This is a genomic window from Pseudomonas sp. R3-41, from assembly GCF_054161485.1.
In genome coordinates this window covers 176,540-193,592 of sequence record NZ_CP096421.1, presented here as the reverse complement: position 1 = coordinate 193,592, position 17,053 = coordinate 176,540, and the positions used below count along the sequence as shown (strand labels likewise).

Annotated in this window: 8 protein-coding genes; 5 read left to right on the top strand and 3 right to left on the bottom strand. The window is 58.2% G+C overall.

Translation table 11 applies throughout. The features are described from left to right. Nucleotides 1-2 precede the first annotated feature (2 nt). Complete coding sequence (locus M1D99_RS00835; RefSeq protein ID WP_434573493.1) at nucleotides 3-449, top strand: GNAT family N-acetyltransferase; 447 nt, start codon at nucleotides 3-5, stop codon at nucleotides 447-449. A gap of 10 nt (nucleotides 450-459) precedes the next feature. Then, the gene (locus tag M1D99_RS00830) at nucleotides 460-1,131 is read left to right on the top strand and encodes a GNAT family N-acetyltransferase (RefSeq protein WP_434573491.1); all 672 of its coding nucleotides are present in this window, start codon (nucleotides 460-462) and stop codon (nucleotides 1,129-1,131) included. 61 nt (nucleotides 1,132-1,192) lie between these two features. Here the strand turns inward: M1D99_RS00830 and M1D99_RS00825 are convergent, their stop codons facing one another. From M1D99_RS00825 to M1D99_RS00815, 3 genes are all read right to left on the bottom strand, one after another. Continuing rightward, nucleotides 1,193-6,175: an OTU domain-containing protein gene (locus M1D99_RS00825; protein ID WP_458131272.1), complete on the bottom strand. Its 4,983-nt coding sequence runs from the start codon at nucleotides 6,173-6,175 to the stop codon at nucleotides 1,193-1,195. A 112-nt stretch (nucleotides 6,176-6,287) separates the two neighbouring features. Continuing rightward, nucleotides 6,288-11,273 (bottom strand): dermonecrotic toxin domain-containing protein, encoded by a 4,986-nt coding sequence (locus tag M1D99_RS00820; protein WP_458131271.1) that lies wholly within the window; start codon nucleotides 11,271-11,273, stop codon nucleotides 6,288-6,290. Between the two features lie 127 nt (nucleotides 11,274-11,400). Then, nucleotides 11,401-12,300 (bottom strand): homocysteine S-methyltransferase family protein, encoded by a 900-nt coding sequence (locus M1D99_RS00815; protein WP_458131270.1) that lies wholly within the window; start codon nucleotides 12,298-12,300, stop codon nucleotides 11,401-11,403. 114 nt (nucleotides 12,301-12,414) lie between these two features. On the opposite strand from M1D99_RS00815, the gene M1D99_RS00810 reads away from it, so the two are divergent. The 3 genes from M1D99_RS00810 (at nucleotide 12,415) to M1D99_RS00800 (ending at nucleotide 17,036) form a co-directional block, all read left to right on the top strand. Further along, nucleotides 12,415-13,236: an ABC transporter substrate-binding protein gene (locus M1D99_RS00810; RefSeq protein WP_024619058.1), complete on the top strand. Its 822-nt coding sequence runs from the start codon at nucleotides 12,415-12,417 to the stop codon at nucleotides 13,234-13,236. Further along, nucleotides 13,233-14,066, top strand: coding sequence for an amino acid ABC transporter permease (locus M1D99_RS00805; protein WP_458131269.1), 834 nt, complete (start codon nucleotides 13,233-13,235; stop codon nucleotides 14,064-14,066). Before M1D99_RS00810 ends, M1D99_RS00805 begins: the two co-directional genes overlap by 4 nt. 909 nt (nucleotides 14,067-14,975) lie before the next feature. Further along, entirely contained in the window at nucleotides 14,976-17,036 is a 2,061-nt protein-coding gene (locus tag M1D99_RS00800; protein WP_458131268.1) for an autotransporter domain-containing protein, read from the top strand. The last annotated feature ends 17 nt before the right edge of the window (nucleotides 17,037-17,053 follow it).

Below are 17,053 nucleotides of genomic sequence, written 5' to 3'. Positions count from 1 at the left end.
ACATGAGCCCACTCGACATCCGCCAAGTCAGCGCCGGCGACCACGCCGCCTGGCTGCCGCTGTGGCAAGCCTACCTGCGCTTCTACAACACCGAATTGCCGGACGCGGTGACCCAAAGCACCTGGCAGCGCTTGCTTGATGACAGCGAACCGACCCATGCTGCCCTGGCCTGGCAGGGCGACACGGCGGTGGGCCTGGTGCACTTCATCTATCACCGTTCGAACTGGAGCATCGAGAATTCCTGCTACCTGCAAGACTTGCTGGTGACCGAACAGAGCCGTGGCGCCGGTGTGGGTCGCCAGCTCATCGAGTTCGTCTACGCTACCGCCACGGCCGACGGTTGCTGCAAGGTGCACTGGTTGACTCACGAAACCAACGCGACCGCGATCCAGCTCTACGAGCGCATCGCCGAACGCCCAGGCTTCATCCAATTTCGCAAAGCCCTGTAGGAAGCAAAACATGTCGACATCACTGGCCCATTGGAAAGGCGCTCCCGCACCCTTTGCGCGATTGCTCGAAGGACGGTTCATTCGCCTTGAGAAACTCGATCCGGCGCGTCACGCCGACGATTTGTGGCAAGCGCTGGAAGGCCCCGGTGCCGATCCCAAACTCTGGGACTATTTGCCCTACGGTCCTTTCAAGGATCGCAGCGCCTTCGATGCCTGGCTAAACAAACACGCGAGTAATATCGACCCGTATTTTTTCAGCGTGATCGACCGCGCCAACGGCGAGGTGCAGGGCATTCTGAGCCTGATGTCCATCGTCCCGGCCCAAGGCCGCATCGAGATCGGCCACGTGACGTTCGGCGCGCCGATGCAGCGCTCGCCGAAAAGCACCGAGGCGGTTTATCTGCTGGCCAAAGAGTCGTTCACCTTGGGTTATCGCCGCCTGGAATGGAAGTGCAACAACGCCAACGCCCGTTCCAAATACGCTGCCGAGCGGCTGGGCTTCACATTTGAGGGGGTGTTCCGCCAGCACATGGTGCTCAAGGGACAGAACCGCGACACGGCGTGGTACTCAATGCTGGATTCTGAATGGCCGACGGTCCGTGCAGGGTTCGAGCGATGGTTGAGCGAGGGCAATCAGCGCGAGGGTGGGCAAATTCACAGTCTGGCGCAATGTCGAATGTAGCCTGCGATACCTTTCGACTCCCCATCGCAGGCGAGCGCGCGATGAGGAGTCGGCCTGGTATTCAATCAGCGGGTTTATTTGCGTCTGGTTTTGGTGCCTTAGGGTCTCCAAACAATTTCAGGGAATCCGCCGACACGCCGTCCCTAACATATTGCCAAGCCCAGTCGGGCATTCGCATATGATTTTCCAAGTGCAATGCAAAATCCAGACGACTATGTCCCAAGCGATTCGTTGGGAAGTCGAAGTTATATAAATATTGCTGTGCCCGCCGTTGGCCGAGGCTAAAAAGCCCACGAATAATCCGGTTCGCACGGACTTCTTCTGAAGTAAGACTGGTCTCTAACGCCAACGCGAAATGCAACTCAGAACTTAATACCCCAGGCTGCCCAAGCGCCAGCCGAATGTGTGTATCGCTAAAGTGTGGCCCAATCAAATCCTCCCAAATTTGCCTGGCGCTATCGAGAGAGAATCGCTGTAACGAGCTCCATAAGCCAGGCGTATCGAACAACAGACTGATCCTGGCGTTGGACGCACGCTGCCCAAGAGCACTAAAAAAATTCAAGACCCAGGCAGGCTCGTCGCCGACTTCTTGCTCGTTGCCTAAGAAAATCCTGAAAGCCTCCAGTTCAGTCCGGCGAGCGATGATACTTCCCAGGTTTCGATCGTTGAACGGGCGCATCCAGTCAATATCAAGATCCGTGGTGTTCAATAACTCCGAATAACGGCTATTGGCATACTCGGCAATCAGGCGAAGTCGTACATTGGACAGCGTGGTATCGCGCAACCACTCTGCAAACAAGCTCACGCTCAGCTTGTCACCCAGCGTCCAGGCAACGATGGGGGATCCCAGTAATATTTCAGCCCGCCTTTGCAGGGCAGGAAAGCGACTAAGAGCTTGGCGGTACAGGCTCCTGGTGTTGTCCGCATTGGTGTGGTCTATGAACGCATTAAGCAGCTCTGCCTGATCATCAATCACCCGACCGGTTGTCTGCCTGATTCTTTGTGCCAACTCTTCCAACTCATCGCTGGTCACCAGCGAAACGCCGTCGAGCAGTTCTTCGAGTTCATCCTCATCGAGATGACCATGCGTCTCCTGATCGAACAGGACAAAGGCGTCGTCAGCGACGCGATGATTAAACACCAGCTCCCGAGCGGTGACACCATACTCAAGCAATATGTGGATCTGATCATGGCTTAACAAGAAATGATCCTCTTCGATCAACTGGACGATATACCGATGCTGAACGGGCGCTAACAAGACATTTTTCAAGAAGTCGTGCAGGGATTGCCGTTCTCGTGACGTCAGGGGCCCATACCAGCGACGCAGCGGACCGGCTGCCCGCACTGATAAATATCGGCCAATCTGTTGATATATTTCCGCCGGTAGAACGCCGCTTTGCGCTCGGTTCAATACCCTACGGCCTGCGCTATTGATAGCACTGCTCAAGTAATTCAAGGCCGGCTGGAATAATTGATGCGGGTTAGGACCGCCATCGATGATTTGTGTCAGATCTCTGAACGCGGCGGTACCCAACAGGTCTTTCAGCGGCGCTGCATTGTGAAATAGCGCCAGCTGCATGCCGGAGCCTTGTTGTGCCGGAAGATAATGTGCCAACTCTGGATGTTGATCGATATAACGAGCCGCCTCATTGCGAAGCCCCCGCATCGTGAACCTACCTTGCGCTTGGCCTTCATTCAGCCCTTGGGCAATGGCATTGAAGAAACAGTCCCCGTCGGCAGGAATATCCACCGTGCGATCATTCAAGATCAAGCGGTAATGATTGGTCCTGACCCGGCTCAGGACGACATCGTTGGGCAATTGATCCGGGTGATGGCGCAGCGGATAGATACGTTCATTCTCGCCTGGGGTAAATCGCACCGACCATTGATTGTTCCGCGCTATTTCATCCCTGATCAGCAGGCTTCGGTTGCTCGGCCAACTCCCGAGACGAGTCATGATTGCGGGCACCAGGTCCATGATTTCATTGTCCCAACTACCCGGCGTGCGGATTACATCGGAAATACTCGTTAAAGCAGGCACCTTGGGGTCTGAAGGGCCTGGTCCGGGAGAGCTGCCTGCTCGTCGTTTTCCTCCCCCCTGGCCGAACCCTACGGCGCGCCATTCGCCATCGGGCATCTGCGCGACTGTACTTCTCATCACGCCGCTCGAGCGGATGCTCAAGCCCGTCATTGGATCGACAAGGGTAGCTTCAGAGGCGTTCAGCCGGGTGTGATCGTGCACCCGAAAAACCGTCCCGTCGGGTTGCCGAACATACACGCGACGGCTAACGCTACCGGTAGCATTGTCGGTAATGGAGGGGCGATAAAAACCTTGGGCATCCGGCGACGCCCCTTGGATCAAGGCTGGATCCGTCACGGCATAGCGGCGATACAGCGTTTCTTCCAATGGCAGGCCGGCCGGCGCTTCTCGCTGGCTCTGACGAGCCGCGGCCGTCACGGGGGAGGCCTGCCCCTTTAGCGGAAGGACCCAGCCATGAACGGAGCGTTGGTTTATACGCGATGAGAGATTATGCACATGTATCAGGGTCTTCAGATCCATTGGAATACCGGTTCTGAATGCGCTGTAGCCAACCTCCACCGCACTACTGAGTAATCGAAAGCCAGGGGTAAAAAGCAAACCGACCAGATCCATCATGCTTTCCACCACCGCCATGCCGATCCTGAGCGCCGCTTGACGTTGCATGTCTCGGTTACTGGTGGAACGGTGATCCGCATACGCGCTGTGGAAGTTGACGTGCGCCTGGTGAAAGGTCTCGAGAAAGTCACCGGTGATCAACATGCCCCGAATCAGGGGGCGACTGCGATGCTGTCCCAGCATTTTTTTTATTTCCTCTTGATCGGCACTGGAAATACGCGAACGGAAGTATGTCCGCCATTCTTCCTGTCGCAGAAGCGCTGCAACGCCATCGCTCAGATCAGAAAACTCATGGAGATCGTTACCCTGAGGGCTGTCAGGAAAATAAACAGCGACGGTCCCCTTGATGACCGGCCCGTCCTGATCCGTAACAATCAGCGCACCCTCGATGCTGACCGCATCGCCCATCGTCCCGTTCTGCCCACCAATGCCAACGCTTCCCCCCAGTAGAAGACCATAGACATTCACGTGTCGTCCGCCGACTTCGGCACGCCCTTCTGCTGTCGGCGATTGCGCTATGGCTCTGAGCCAAAGAGCCAATCGTTTCTTGGACTTCGCTGGTTTGCGGGAGTCGTCCACGACCTCGGTTCTGAATACTTCGCTTCCCTTGAGCGTCGCTTCGTATCCCTTGAGCTTCATATTGGCCAAGTAAGCTACCTGCCACGCCGCCTTATAGGCAGGTTTATTCAACACTTCGCGAATCAGGGTTTCGTAGCTTCCACCGACATCGAGTGTGGTTGCCATCCTGGCGAGTTCATCCCCTGCCAAAGTAATCGGGAAACCGGTGGCTGGGTGCCGTATACGCTGGCCATGCCGGTCGACCAAGTAGACGGTCAGTATCTCTCTCAGGGTATTTGGATATTGATGTGGACGCACATTATCAAGCATTAACTGGGTCAAGCTGGTAATGCGGGAATTCCTGGGGTCAACAGTTTTCCCGGAAAAAAACGTGATCATTGTTTTGTCCGGATCGGGATGTATATTCGTATGCACGGTTTGCTGGAGATACTGTTTGATCTTTCGCCGGGCGAACTGCTCCAACGTCTCAATGCCATCGCCCAGTCGGTAGGCCGCGTTTAGAGTTTTGCCTTCCAAACGGCGATAGTGGGCTTGCTCCAAAGGCGTCGCGGTTTTATAGAAATCGGGCCGGTTGTTCTCGATTTGCGTAGCGACACGAAAAATCAGCGGCTCGACAAGGCTTAACGTGGGTAGAACCAGCGCATCCTCGACATTCCTTGCAAAGGTCCTCACCGCGACCGTCTCGTTTTCCGGCGCATTCAATGCTGTTTCGAGAGCAGCGCTTTGCAAATCCAACAGCTCTTGCGCCGCGACGGCAAAGACATGTCCAGTGCGTTCAGTGGAAATATCCAGGACCTTGCGTTGTTGATCCTTATAAACAGGCAGCACGCGAGCGACTAATTGCTGAAAAGAACCGAACCGTTGCAGTCCGCGCTCCAGAGAGTAAAGAAACAACATCTGTTGGTCCGCTCGCTTGATAACCATCGCACCAGGCCATTGCTGCGGTGTATCGACGCCCATGTCGAGCATGACCGCATATACCTGCGGTATGGGCGCTCGCATCAATCGGTTTCTGTCCGCTTTCGCAGGGTGGGTGGTGATGAGGTCCAACAAGCGATCCTCGTCACCGTGCAACGTGCGCAAGCCCTGGACTGATTTGGCAGCGGGATCCCGATCAGCCTTGTACAAGTCGAGAAAATGTAAAAACCGCTGGGAAAGCAAATGGGCGAAGGCCGCCTCTACCGTCTTCAAGGTTGTCGAACCGAGCCAGTCCCCGTCATTTACAGGGTGACGAAAGTGCGCAAGTCCAGCACGGAACTGACGGCTCACGTGGTCATTGGTTGGCGGATTGGCAATATGCAATGCCGACTCCATGGCTCGGAGCATGGGCATATCCACCGGCACGGCAAATACGCTATGGGTTTCATCCACCTCATCTGGACGGGTGAAAAACCCCACCTCACCCAGTGTGTAAGCAGGAGGTGAATCGGTTGATACACCATCCCACATAACCTCAGAAAAGCTCTTCGAGGCAGTCAACGACCGCTCACCGTTCGAATCAGTTGCATAATGATTCACGTACCAGTGATCCGGATCGATACGCTCAAGCAATGAGCTACGAAACTTGTGTGTTGGAATGGTTGCCTTGATGGCTTTAACCAACAAGTCCTTGAGTACCGTATCGAATGTTGGCAGGCCAGCGAACAAACGGGTCAGTGCTGCTTGGTTAGCGTCCAGCAGGTTCAACTGTCTGAGTTGTTCCTGTTCCTGGACACTTGTGGGTGGACCAGCGGCCTGGCCGCTGGCGGATAGCAGGGAAACGACAGAGATCGACGAATCGTCGGATCCATTTCTGGAATCAATAGGCATTTGACCGTCCATGGTGGATTGAAGGCCAAAACCTAACGCGTTAATCAACCAGACATGACATACATATATATCGGGTCGCGACCAAGCCCGAAAAAACCGTAAGCAATCATTTTCAGGACGTTTTACGTGCGGCCAGGAACGATCGCAGCGATTCGGGCGTTACCCCCGCTCGAGCATACTGCCAAGCCCAATCCGGGATCGATCCATGACGAGCCAGGTAACGCGCGAGCGCTAGGCGGCTATGGTCTGCAAGCGCCCCTGTAAACTCAAAATTGTTCATAAAACGCAGGACTTGCCGTGGGGTCACGCCATAAGCGCCGAGAATGATCCGATGGGCGTGAGCTTCGTCCAGAGTCAGGCTGTCGATCAATGCGCTGGTGAAAGCCGACTCGGAACTCAACGAACCACGCTGCGCCAATGTTCGCCGTATATTCTCATCGCTGAACTGCGGCCCCACCAAGTCCTCCCAGATTCGCCGGGCGCCGCGCGGTGAGATGCCCGGCATCGTTTGAATGGCTCGCCATAGGTTCGGGGTCTCGAAAAAAATTGCGATCCGGTTATTGGAAGCCATCTGGCCTGAAATGCTGAACAAACCCACGGCCGTCGACATATTGCTGTCTTCGAGATACTGAAAGCCTGGGAGAAAATCCCAAAAACTCACCAGTTCGTCCTGCTGGCGAACAAGATTATGCAGATTGCGATCATCGAACGGTCGCATCCAATCGATATCAATGCGGCCCGTTCTCACTATTTCCTGGTAATGGCTACTGGCATATTCGGCGATGATTTGAAGGCGCGCGTCATTCAACGCCGGATCTCGTATCCATGCCGCGAGCTGTTTCACCGGGAACAGGCCGCCCAGGTTGGAAGCGATCACGGGGCTGCGCAGGAGGATCCGGGCCCGTGCCAACAAGACGGGGTAACGCTCGAGGGACACGATGAGCAAATCCGTGAGGTCATCGACCCTGTCGTAGTAAACGAACTGATCCATCAGGTAGATATCGTCATCGATACGCGTGCCCGTTTCACGCTCGAATCGTCTCGCCACTTTCTCCAGGTCGTCGCGATCGACCAAAAGGGCACCATCGAGCTGTTGGTCGAGCTGATCGTCAGTGAGCTGGCCGTGCACGGCCTCGTCGTACTTGACGTAGGCCATCTCATTGCGGGGGTGATGGTCTGTCAGGTCACGGGCCCGGACACCGTATTCGAGCATGACGTGCACCACGTCCTGAGAGAGCATGAGGTATTCATTATTGAGCAATTCGGCGATTTCCCGGCTGGCGATGGGCTGCAACAGCACATCCTCGAAGAATGCCTGCAAGGCCTGACTCTTCTGCGTGTAATACGGAATGCTGCTGAGCAGCAGGCGACCCGGCATGCGGGGTGAGAGGAGGTGCCCGATGTGTTGCAGGATCTCCGGCGGCAAGTCAGCCACCTGAGCCTGGTTCAAGACCCTGCGCTCCATCGCTCTTACATGCAGGTTCAAGTAGTCCCGAATCGGTTGGAACAAGCGGTGTGGATTGACACCTCCATAAATGACTTGGGTGAGATCGAGCACCGCCTGCTCGCCCATGATGTCTGCCAGCGTCGGTGCATTATCAGAGAGCATCTGCTGGATCCCGGAGGGTTGCACCACCAGGTAATCATTCACTTGCGGATGCAGGTCGATGTAGTCGGCGACGTCATTGCGCAATCCCTGCATCGAAAACCTCTGCTGTGCCTGCCCCTCGTTCAATCCCCGGGCGACGGCATTGAAGAAGCAGTCACCATCGGCATCGAACGCGACGACCTCTTCACCCAGCAGCAGGTTGTAATGGTTCTCACCGATCCGGCTCAAGACGATATCCGTGTCTGATCTCAGCGGATGATCAATGGCCGGATAAGCCCGTTCAACCTGCCCCGGTGTGAACCGTACCGACCAGTCCTGACGCTCCGGCCTTTGCTCGATGATCAACAAGCTCCGGTTGCGTGGCCAATTCGGCAGCTGGGTGACGAGGGCCGGGACCAGGTCCATGATCTCGACGTCCCACTCGTTTGGCGTACGCACCAGGTTGGAAGCGCTGCGAGGCAATGCGGCAGGCCGCTTAGGGTTTGAAGGGCCTGGCTGGGGGGACGGCGAGCGCTTGCCGCCGCCCGAGCCGTGTCCTACCGCGCGCCATTCCCCATCGGGCATCCGCGCCACGGTACTCCTCATCACGCCACTGGAACGGATGCTCAAGCCCGTGATAGGGTCGACGATGGTGGCCTCGGTGGCCCTCAACCGCGTATGGTCGTGCACCCGGAACACCGTCCCGTCGGGTTGCCGCACATACACCGGGCGGGTCACGCTCCCCGTGGCGTTCTGTGTGAGCGTGGGGCGATAAAAACTCTGGGGATCCGGCGTGACCCCTTGCAGCAACGACGTATCCGTCACCGCATAACGGCGATAAAGCGCCTCTTCCAGCGGCAGCCCGGCCAACGCTTCGGCCGGGTTTGGGCGACCCGTCATCGCCAGGAAAGTGGACTTGCCGCGTACCGGAACACTCACCCCACCGGCCAGCCCTTTCTGCACATGGTTGGCCACGCGATCGACGAACGCCAGGGTGGGCAGGTTCGTCGGGACAGCACCGGTCTTGAGCACCAGCAACCCGGTCTTGATGGCGCGCTTGAGCATCTGGAAACCGGGCACCAGCAGCAGGCCGGCCAAGTCGAAGATGATCTCGACCGTCATCATCGCCAGCTTCGCCGCGGTTTGATGGCTGATGTCCCGGTTGCTGTTGGAGCGGTGATCCGCGTAGGCGCTTTGGAATTCGACATAGGCCTTATGAAGAACCTCAAACAGATCGCCGCTCAACAGCACCCCACGAATCAACGGTCGACCGCCTTGCTGACCCAACAAGCGCTTGATCTGCCCGGGATCCAGCGTGGAAATGCGCGAACGGAAGTACGCCTGCCATTGTTCTTCCGGCAACAGCCCGGCAATGCCGTCGCTCAGGTCAGCGAACTCGCGGAAATCGTCACCACCGGGGCTGTCCGGGAAATAAACGCCCACGGTGCCCTGGATATCCGGACCGTCGTGATCGGAAAAAATCAACACACCGTCGATGCTGACCGCATTGTTCAGCGCATCTTGCTGCCCTCCTGCCCCCACGCTGCCGCCCAATACCAGTCCATGGACGCAGACCTTGCGCCCGTCGACCCACGCACGCCCCGCCGCTGTCGGTGAACCCAGGACCGCGTCCAGCCAGAGAGCCACCCGCTTGCGTGACCTCGGTGGATTGAAAGCCTTATCCAGCAGGGAGGCCTTGAACACCTCGTCGCCCCTGAGCGCGGCCTCGTAGCCCTTGAATTGCAAATTGGCCAGATACGCCGCTTGCCACGCGGCCTTGTATTGAGGTTTGTTCATCTCCCTGCGCAGCAGCGTTTCATAACGGCCCCCGACATCAAGATGGTTCGCCATCCGCGCCAGTTGCGTGCCCGTCAACGTGACAAAAAAACCATTGGCCGGATGCCGGACACGTTGGCCATGCCGGTCAAGCAGATACACCGGCAGGACCTCCCGCATTGCATTCGGGTATTGATGCGGGCGCAGGTTATCGAGCATCAACTGGGTCAGGCTGCTGCTACGAAACTGGCTTGGACGGGCACTGCCGCCCTGGAACAGCATGATCGTGGTTTTGTCCGGGTCCGGCTCGATGCCCGGATATACGGTGCGCTCAAGGTATTGCCTGATCTGCTGGCGAGTGAACTGCAGCAGCGTCGGGACTCCGCCGCCCAAGGCGTAGACGGCCTTGAAGACCTGCCCTTCCAGACGACGATAATGGGCTTGCTCGGAGCGGGTCGCAGCCTTGTAGAAACCCGGGCGATTGTTTTCCACCAGGGTTTGCTGGCGCACCGCCAAGGGCTCGGCGAGCGACAACATGGACAGGCCCAGCGCACTTTCAACGCGTTGCGCGAAGGTGTTCAACGCGAGCGTCTCGTTGCCTGGCGCGTTCAGTGCCGTTTCCAGTGCAGTGCTTTGTAACTGCAGCAGGTCATCCGCCGCCACCTCAAACACATGCCCGGACAGTTCGGTCGTTATATCCAGGATGGTGCGCTCCTGCCCGTCGTGGGTCGGGTGCACGTTGCTGATCAGGTCTTGTACCGAGCGGAATCGCTGTAACCCACCTTCCAGGGAATACAGGAACAACGTCAGGCGATCGGTAAACTTGATCACCATCGCGGCAGGCCATTTCTGCGGTGCCGCCGTCCCCATGGCCAGCATCACGGTGTAGACGTGGGGAATAGGGGCCAGCAGCAACCGGTTTCGGTCCGCCTTGGCAGGATGGGTGGTGATGATGTCCAGCAGGCGGTCTTCATCTTTCTGCTGGATGCGCTCACTGGGCGTGAGTTGGGCGGCCGGCCGCCGATCGACTTTGTAAAGGTTGAAAAGATGCAGGAATCGCAGGGAAAGCCAATGAGCGAAGGCGGCCGCCGTGGTGGGCAGCTCGAGGTTGTCTTCGCGGTAGGGGCGGCTGCGAAACTGGGCCAAGTCGTCGCGAAACTGGCGCTTCACGCGCTCATTCGTGGCGGGGTTGGCGAGGTAGAGCACCGCCTCCATGGCCCGTAGATCCTGCGCGTCCAGCGGATCGACAAACAGGCTGTCGGCCTCCTTCGCCGAGTCTGGACGGGTGAAGAAACCCACACCGCTGCCCATATAGGTCTCGGGCGTATCCGTCTGCATGCAACGCCACAGGACGTCGGTAAAACTCTGCGAAGTCGTCAGCGAGCGCCCGCCGTTGGAGTCAGCCGTGAAGTGCCCCACATAGCAGAAGTCCGGATCAATCTCATCAGGCCGTGAGGTGCGTAACTTACGCGAGGGGATTTTTGTCTGGAGTGTGTTGACCAGCAAACGTTTGAGCACGCTGTCGAACGTCGGAAGACTGGCGAACAGACGCGCCAGTTTCGCTTGGTTGGTATCCAGCAAACCCAATAACCTGGCCTGCTCTTTTCCCTTGGGGCTGAGCAAGTCGGCTTGAGCCGCGCTGTCGGGGCCGCTGGGTAACACGTCGGTGGGTTTGAGAGGGACAACAGGGGGATTCGATGGCGCGCCTGGCGCATCTTCGGAAAAAGTAGACATTCAAGGGCCCGGTTTGATTGAGGAAACCGGACCCTATCCCGTCGCAAAAGCGAAAACGGCATACATATGTATAGGCATCGCCGCGCAAGCGACGAGAATCGTAAGTTTGGATGTCCTGCCCGACTGCTCAGTCCAGCTGTTGCGCCAACACGGCAATGTGCTCCGGCCCGATCCCGCAGCAGCCGCCCAGGTGATTGGCCCCGCGCTTGCGCCAGTCCGCCGCCCATTGCAGGTAACCCGGTGGGTCGAGGTCTTCGCGCAGCGGGTCCAAACCATCGTTGGCCGTCGCTTCCTTCGGTTGCGGCGGGAAGGCGTTGGCGTAGGCACCGATGTGGATTCTCACCCCCAGGCGCTCGAAGGTGTCCCGCGCCGCATCGATGGCCGCGCCGATCACTTCCGGTTGGCTGCAGTTGAACAGCAGCACTTCGACACCCAGTTCCGCCGCCACCGCCGCGGCGTCCGCCACCGGCTCGCCGGAACGCAAGCGTGGCACTTCATCGGTGTCTTCGTCTTTCAGGGTAAACGACAGCCAGAACGGCTTGCCGTCTTTCGGTAGCCCGGCATGAATCGCCCGTGCTTCGACCGTGGAGCTTTGGGTCTCGGCCAGCCACAAATCGACGTGGGGCGACAGGCCGTTCACCAGGGGCGCCAGCAGTTCACTGGCGCGGGAGGCGTCGAACAGATCCGGCCGATAGGAACCGAACAGCGGCGGCAGCGACCCGGCCACGCGCACTGCTTTGCCTGAAGCCTCCACTGCACGCCGGGCCAACTCACCCGCCAGCGCGGCCAGGGCCTGGCCTTCTTCGGCGAAACGCGCCTCGCCGATATGGAACGGCACCACGGCGTAACTGTTGCTGGTGATGACGTTGGCGCCGCTGGCAATGTAGGCCGCGTGCACAGCCTCTACCGCCTGCGGCGCTTCGCTCAAGGCCAGGGCCGACCACTCGGGCTGTCGGAACGGCGCGCCACGGCGTTGCAGTTCGCGGCCCATGCCGCCATCGAGAATGACTGTCGTTGCTGAGCCCATATGCGATTCACTCATAAGCTTATGAAAAATACTCACTACCGGAGTTGTTCTTATAACTATTTAATACGCACCATTCAGCGAACTACAACTTATTTTTCTAATCAGGGCCTTCACATGAAACTACAACCATTGCTGGCCCTGGGCCTGACGCTGCTGGCCGCCTCTTCGCAAGCATTCGCCGGCGCCACGCTGGATCGCATCGAACAGAAAAAAGAGCTGGTTGGTGTGCTGATGGAAAGTTATCCGCCTTTCTCGTTCCTCAACGATCAGAACCAGCTCGACGGTTTTGACGTGGACGTCGCCAAGGCCGTGGCGCAGAAACTGGGGGTGAAGCTGCGCCTGGAAACACCTTCCTGGGACGTGATCGCGGCCGGCCACTGGAGCGGGCGCTATGACATCTGCATTTGCTCCATGACGCCGAGCAAGGCACGCGCCGAAGTGTTCAATTTCCCGGTGCAATACTACGCTTCGCCAGCGGTGATCGTAGTCAACGCCAAGGACGATCGTATCCACGGCGCCAAGGACCTGAGCGGCAAGAAGGTCGGCCTGACCAGCGCCTCCAGCTACGAGAGCTACCTGAACAAGAACCTGGTGATCGAAGGCGCCGAGGATACCCAACTGAGCTATCCGTTCGAGGACGTGCAGATCGCCCCGTACGACACCGACAACGTGGCCTTCCAGGACCTGGGCCTGGGCGCCGGGGTGCGCCTGGACGCGGTGCTGACCAACCTGGTGACCGCACAGCCGCGCCTGACCGAAGACAAGCGCTTCAAGCTGGCCGGCGAAGCGCTGTATTCCGAACCGAACTCGGTGGCCATTGAAAAGGGCGACGCCCAATGGGACAACAAGGTGCGTGAAGTCTTTGCCCAGTTGAAACAGGATGGCACCTTGAGCAAACTCTCGCAGAAATGGATCGGCGCCGACATCACCCAATGACTTCTTTTCCACCGCCTCAGCCACCGCCACCGGTGGCTGAATCACGCCTGCAAAAAATCCTCGGTTTCCGCACACGGTTGTATCTGACCTGGGCGGTCATGCTGGTGCTGTTCGCGAGTTTCTTCCTGAGCTTCGACCTGAAGTTCTCGATCATCCTCGACAAACTGCCAAACCTGCTGGGTGTGCACCTGGCGCCCAATGGCTTTTTGCAAGGCGCGGTGCTGACGTTGTTCCTGTGCCTGTGCTCGATCGTCGCGTCGTCATTGCTGGGCTTCATCACCGCCCTGGCGCGGCTGTCCAGCAGTGCGGTGGCGTTCGGCATCGCCAGTTTCTACGCATCGTTCTTTCGCGGCACGCCGTTGCTGATCCAGATCCTGCTGATCTACCTGGGCCTGCCGCAACTGGGCGTGGTCCCCAGCGCCATCGCCGCAGGGATCATCGCGCTGTCGCTTAACTACGGCGCCTACCTGAGCGAAATCTTCCGCGCCGGCATCCTCGGCGTCCCCAACGGCCAACGCGAAGCTTCCCTCGCCCTGGGCCTGAGCGAAACCGTGATCTTCTGGCGCGTCACCCTGCCCCAGGCCATGCGCACCATCATCCCGCCGACCACCAATCAATTCATCTCCATGCTCAAGGATTCCTCGCTGATCTCGGTGATGGGGGTTTGGGAGGTGATGTTTTTGGCGCAGTCTTATGGTCGTTCCAGTTATCGGTATATCGAGATGCTGACGACGGCGGCGATTATCTACTGGTTGATGTCGATTGCGTTGGAGCTGATTCAGGCGCGGATGGAGCGGCATTATGGGAAGGCTTATCTGAATAATCGTTGAGTCGGGGTTTTAAGGTTGGTGGGTATATCCATTGCTGCGGTAACGGCCACTTAAGGTTTCGCCCTGACGGCGAGTCACTTTCGAAAAGCCCGGAAGCCGGCCCAGTCAAAAGTAAGCCAAACGCTTTTGCCCCACCACTTGGCACCTCGCCTAGGCTCGGTGTGCCCGAGATCAACGTCCACGCCGAGGCGGCCTGATAGCCGATCTGGCTCTTGATGGGGACCGCGTTTCTCCTGTGGGAGCGAGCCTGCTCGCGATGGGGTCAGCAAGTCCAACATCCATGTAACTAAAACACCGCTATCGCAAGTTTGCTCCCACAGCGTTTACCGTTGATCAATCTGTGGCGTGATGGCTGGGAAGCTTTTGTGGCGAGGGAGCTTGCTCCCGCTTGAGTGCGCAGCGCTCATCGCTTTTTTGGGGCCGCTGCGCGCCCCAGCGGGAGCAAGCTCCCTCGCCACAGGACCGTGCCGTTTCCCAAACCCTTGTGGGTATCCAACATCACCGCAAACTGATCCTCCGCTTTCGCGAGCAGGCTCGCTCCCACAGAAGAAACGCGATCCCACCAATAGCTAGGTCGGCTATCAGGCCACCTAGCGGTGGACGTCGATCTCGGGCGCCCCGTTAACCATGTGTCCGGTCCGTACACTTTTCTGAAAGGGTCGTAGGGCAAAGCTCCGGACCATGAAAGCCAACCAACCAACACGCTGATCGCAGCACAAGCAGCCTACACATTTCATCCGCCGAATCTTTCCCACGGCGAGGAGATGGCTGGCATCGCCGCACAGGGTGAAATTTTTAAAGTGCGACCTCTTTCATCAGAGGTCACATTCGATGCCTACCCAACACACATACCTGCCCCAACATCTTGCGCTGGCAATCGCCTTGGCGCTTGGTTGTGCCGATGTTTCGATGGCTCAATCAGTTGCCGGGGAAACCCATTCCTTCGAAACAACCGGCGAGATGCAGGCTCGTCTCAAGGTGTTCGCGGCTGCGCCGGATACCCATACCCAGAGAGTCATCAAAATCCAGGAAGTCCCTTTGTCGAAGGACGCCAGTAACGATCTGGTGCTTGTCACCAGGCAAGGCGAACTCATCGGGCTCACCGACGGCGGCGGTGGCGCCAACGTCTTGCAACTGGATATCGCCAAGGGAGGCGAGTTAGGTGAAATACGTAATTTCCAGGACCTGTATTTAAAGCGAGGCGAATGGTCAAACAGCAAGGCCTTCGACAGCCGCAGCCTGATTGATTCGAACGCCAAATTGATCAACACCGGTGACATCAACGGAGCGATGCACATTCTTGGCGAACTCGTGAACCAAGGCACGGTGGCCGGGCCTGTGTTCGTGGGAAAAAATGGCACGTTCAGCGGTGGCGGGACGGTCGACGCGCTGGATGTGGCCGGCCTGGTGGAAGTCAATCCTGTAACGGGAGCCCCTTCGGTTATCAACGATTTCAAATTATCCAAGAGCGCGACGTTGGTTTATGGAATCGATGCAGAGAAAGGCAGCGCCACGATCAACGTTGGCGGCACCGCTACCTTGGGCAATGCGACGCTGAAGATCACCGCCGTATCCGGCGAATCCACCGAAGCCGGCAAGCACGTCGTGATCAAGGCGGACAAGATCGATGGGAAGTTTGGAAAGGTCATCAATGAACTCGCTTTCATGACGGCTACACCGGACTACATCACGGAGAAACAAGTGGAACTGGTCCTCGCTCGCAACGAAGTGCCCCTTGAGAACGTCACGGCAAATCCCAACGGCCAAGAATTTGTAGGCGCTATTCCGAAGCCACAGTCAGCCGAACCATCGCCGCCAGTACCTAGCGGCACTTCAGCGCCAGTACCGTCCCCGGCCGACGAGCCGCAAGCCACTCGCCCAACGTCAAAACTCACCGAATCACCAAAAACTGCCAGCGCCGCGCCAACGCCTGCGGCTCAATCGTCGGCCACCCAACCTGTGCCCAAACCCAACGCCGCCATCAACGCCCTGCTTGGCACCAACCTGACCACCGCCGCCGATGCCATCGACCAACTGGGCGGTTATGACACCGCCGATCTGGGCAATGCCACCTTGAGCAGCATCGCGCCAATCGGCACCGGAATGCTCTCGGCCATGAGCCGGAGAAGTCCGGCGGATGGGTACGACAACGGCCAAGTCTGGGTCCAAGCCATCGGCAACAGCGGCAGCCTCGCCAAGCAATTGGGCGACTTCGCCCTCAAGCATTCGACCAAGGGCCTGATGCTGGGAACTGATTGGGCTGTCAGCCCCGATTGGCGGCTGGGCATCATCGGCAGCAAGACCCAGACGCGGATGGACAGTTATCAGTTCGACGGGGCCCTGGACAGTTGGCTCGCCGGCGCGTACGCCTTGCGCCAGGACGGGCCGCTGGCGCTGCGCCTGGGCGCTGTCTATGGCAGTCATGACGGCAGCACCAAGCGCCACGTTGCCTTCAACGGATTCAGGGATCGCTTGAAGGGTCGTTACGATGCCACGACACAGCGAGTCTTTGGACAGATCGGCTACAACCTGGATGTTGGACATTTCGATATCGAACCCTATGTCCAAGTGGGTTACCAGCGCTATCAACGCGATGCCTATACCGAAAAAGGTGGGGACGCCGCGTTGCAGTACAACGGCCAGGCACAGGAACACTACAGCAGCGACCTCGGCCTGCGCCTCGCCCGCCCTTTGGTTTTCGACCGAGGCATGCGGTTGACGCCGCGACTGGATGTCGGCTGGAAGCACCTGTATGGCGACGTAAGGGGCACCTCACATCAGCGTATGGCTAGTGGAAGTGGCATCTATACCGTCAAAGGCGTCGAACTGGACCGTGACAGCTTGCTCTGGCAGGCAGGGCTAGATTTGGCCGTATCGCCACGTCATACCCTGGGACTGAATTACAGCGGCGAAACGGGCCAGGACAACCGCAACGGCGCGTTGACCGGCCAATGGCGGATGATGTTCTGACGGGCGAAAAAAAAGGG

What these genes read in the sequence shown, in the direction of transcription:
- M1D99_RS00825 (WP_458131272.1), bottom strand. Translation starts at nt 6,175, where the DNA reads ATGCCTATTGATTCCAGAAATGGATCCGACGATTCGTCGATCTCTGTC.
- M1D99_RS00835 (WP_434573493.1), top strand. Translation starts at nt 3, where the DNA reads ATGAGCCCACTCGACATCCGCCAAGTCAGCGCCGGCGACCACGCCGCC.
- M1D99_RS00820 (WP_458131271.1), bottom strand. Translation starts at nt 11,273, where the DNA reads ATGTCTACTTTTTCCGAAGATGCGCCAGGCGCGCCATCGAATCCCCCT.
- M1D99_RS00805 (WP_458131269.1), top strand. Translation starts at nt 13,233, where the DNA reads ATGACTTCTTTTCCACCGCCTCAGCCACCGCCACCGGTGGCTGAATCA.
- M1D99_RS00830 (WP_434573491.1), top strand. Translation starts at nt 460, where the DNA reads ATGTCGACATCACTGGCCCATTGGAAAGGCGCTCCCGCACCCTTTGCG.
- M1D99_RS00815 (WP_458131270.1), bottom strand. Translation starts at nt 12,300, where the DNA reads ATGGGCTCAGCAACGACAGTCATTCTCGATGGCGGCATGGGCCGCGAA.
- M1D99_RS00800 (WP_458131268.1), top strand. Translation starts at nt 14,976, where the DNA reads ATGGCTCAATCAGTTGCCGGGGAAACCCATTCCTTCGAAACAACCGGC.
- M1D99_RS00810 (WP_024619058.1), top strand. Translation starts at nt 12,415, where the DNA reads ATGAAACTACAACCATTGCTGGCCCTGGGCCTGACGCTGCTGGCCGCC.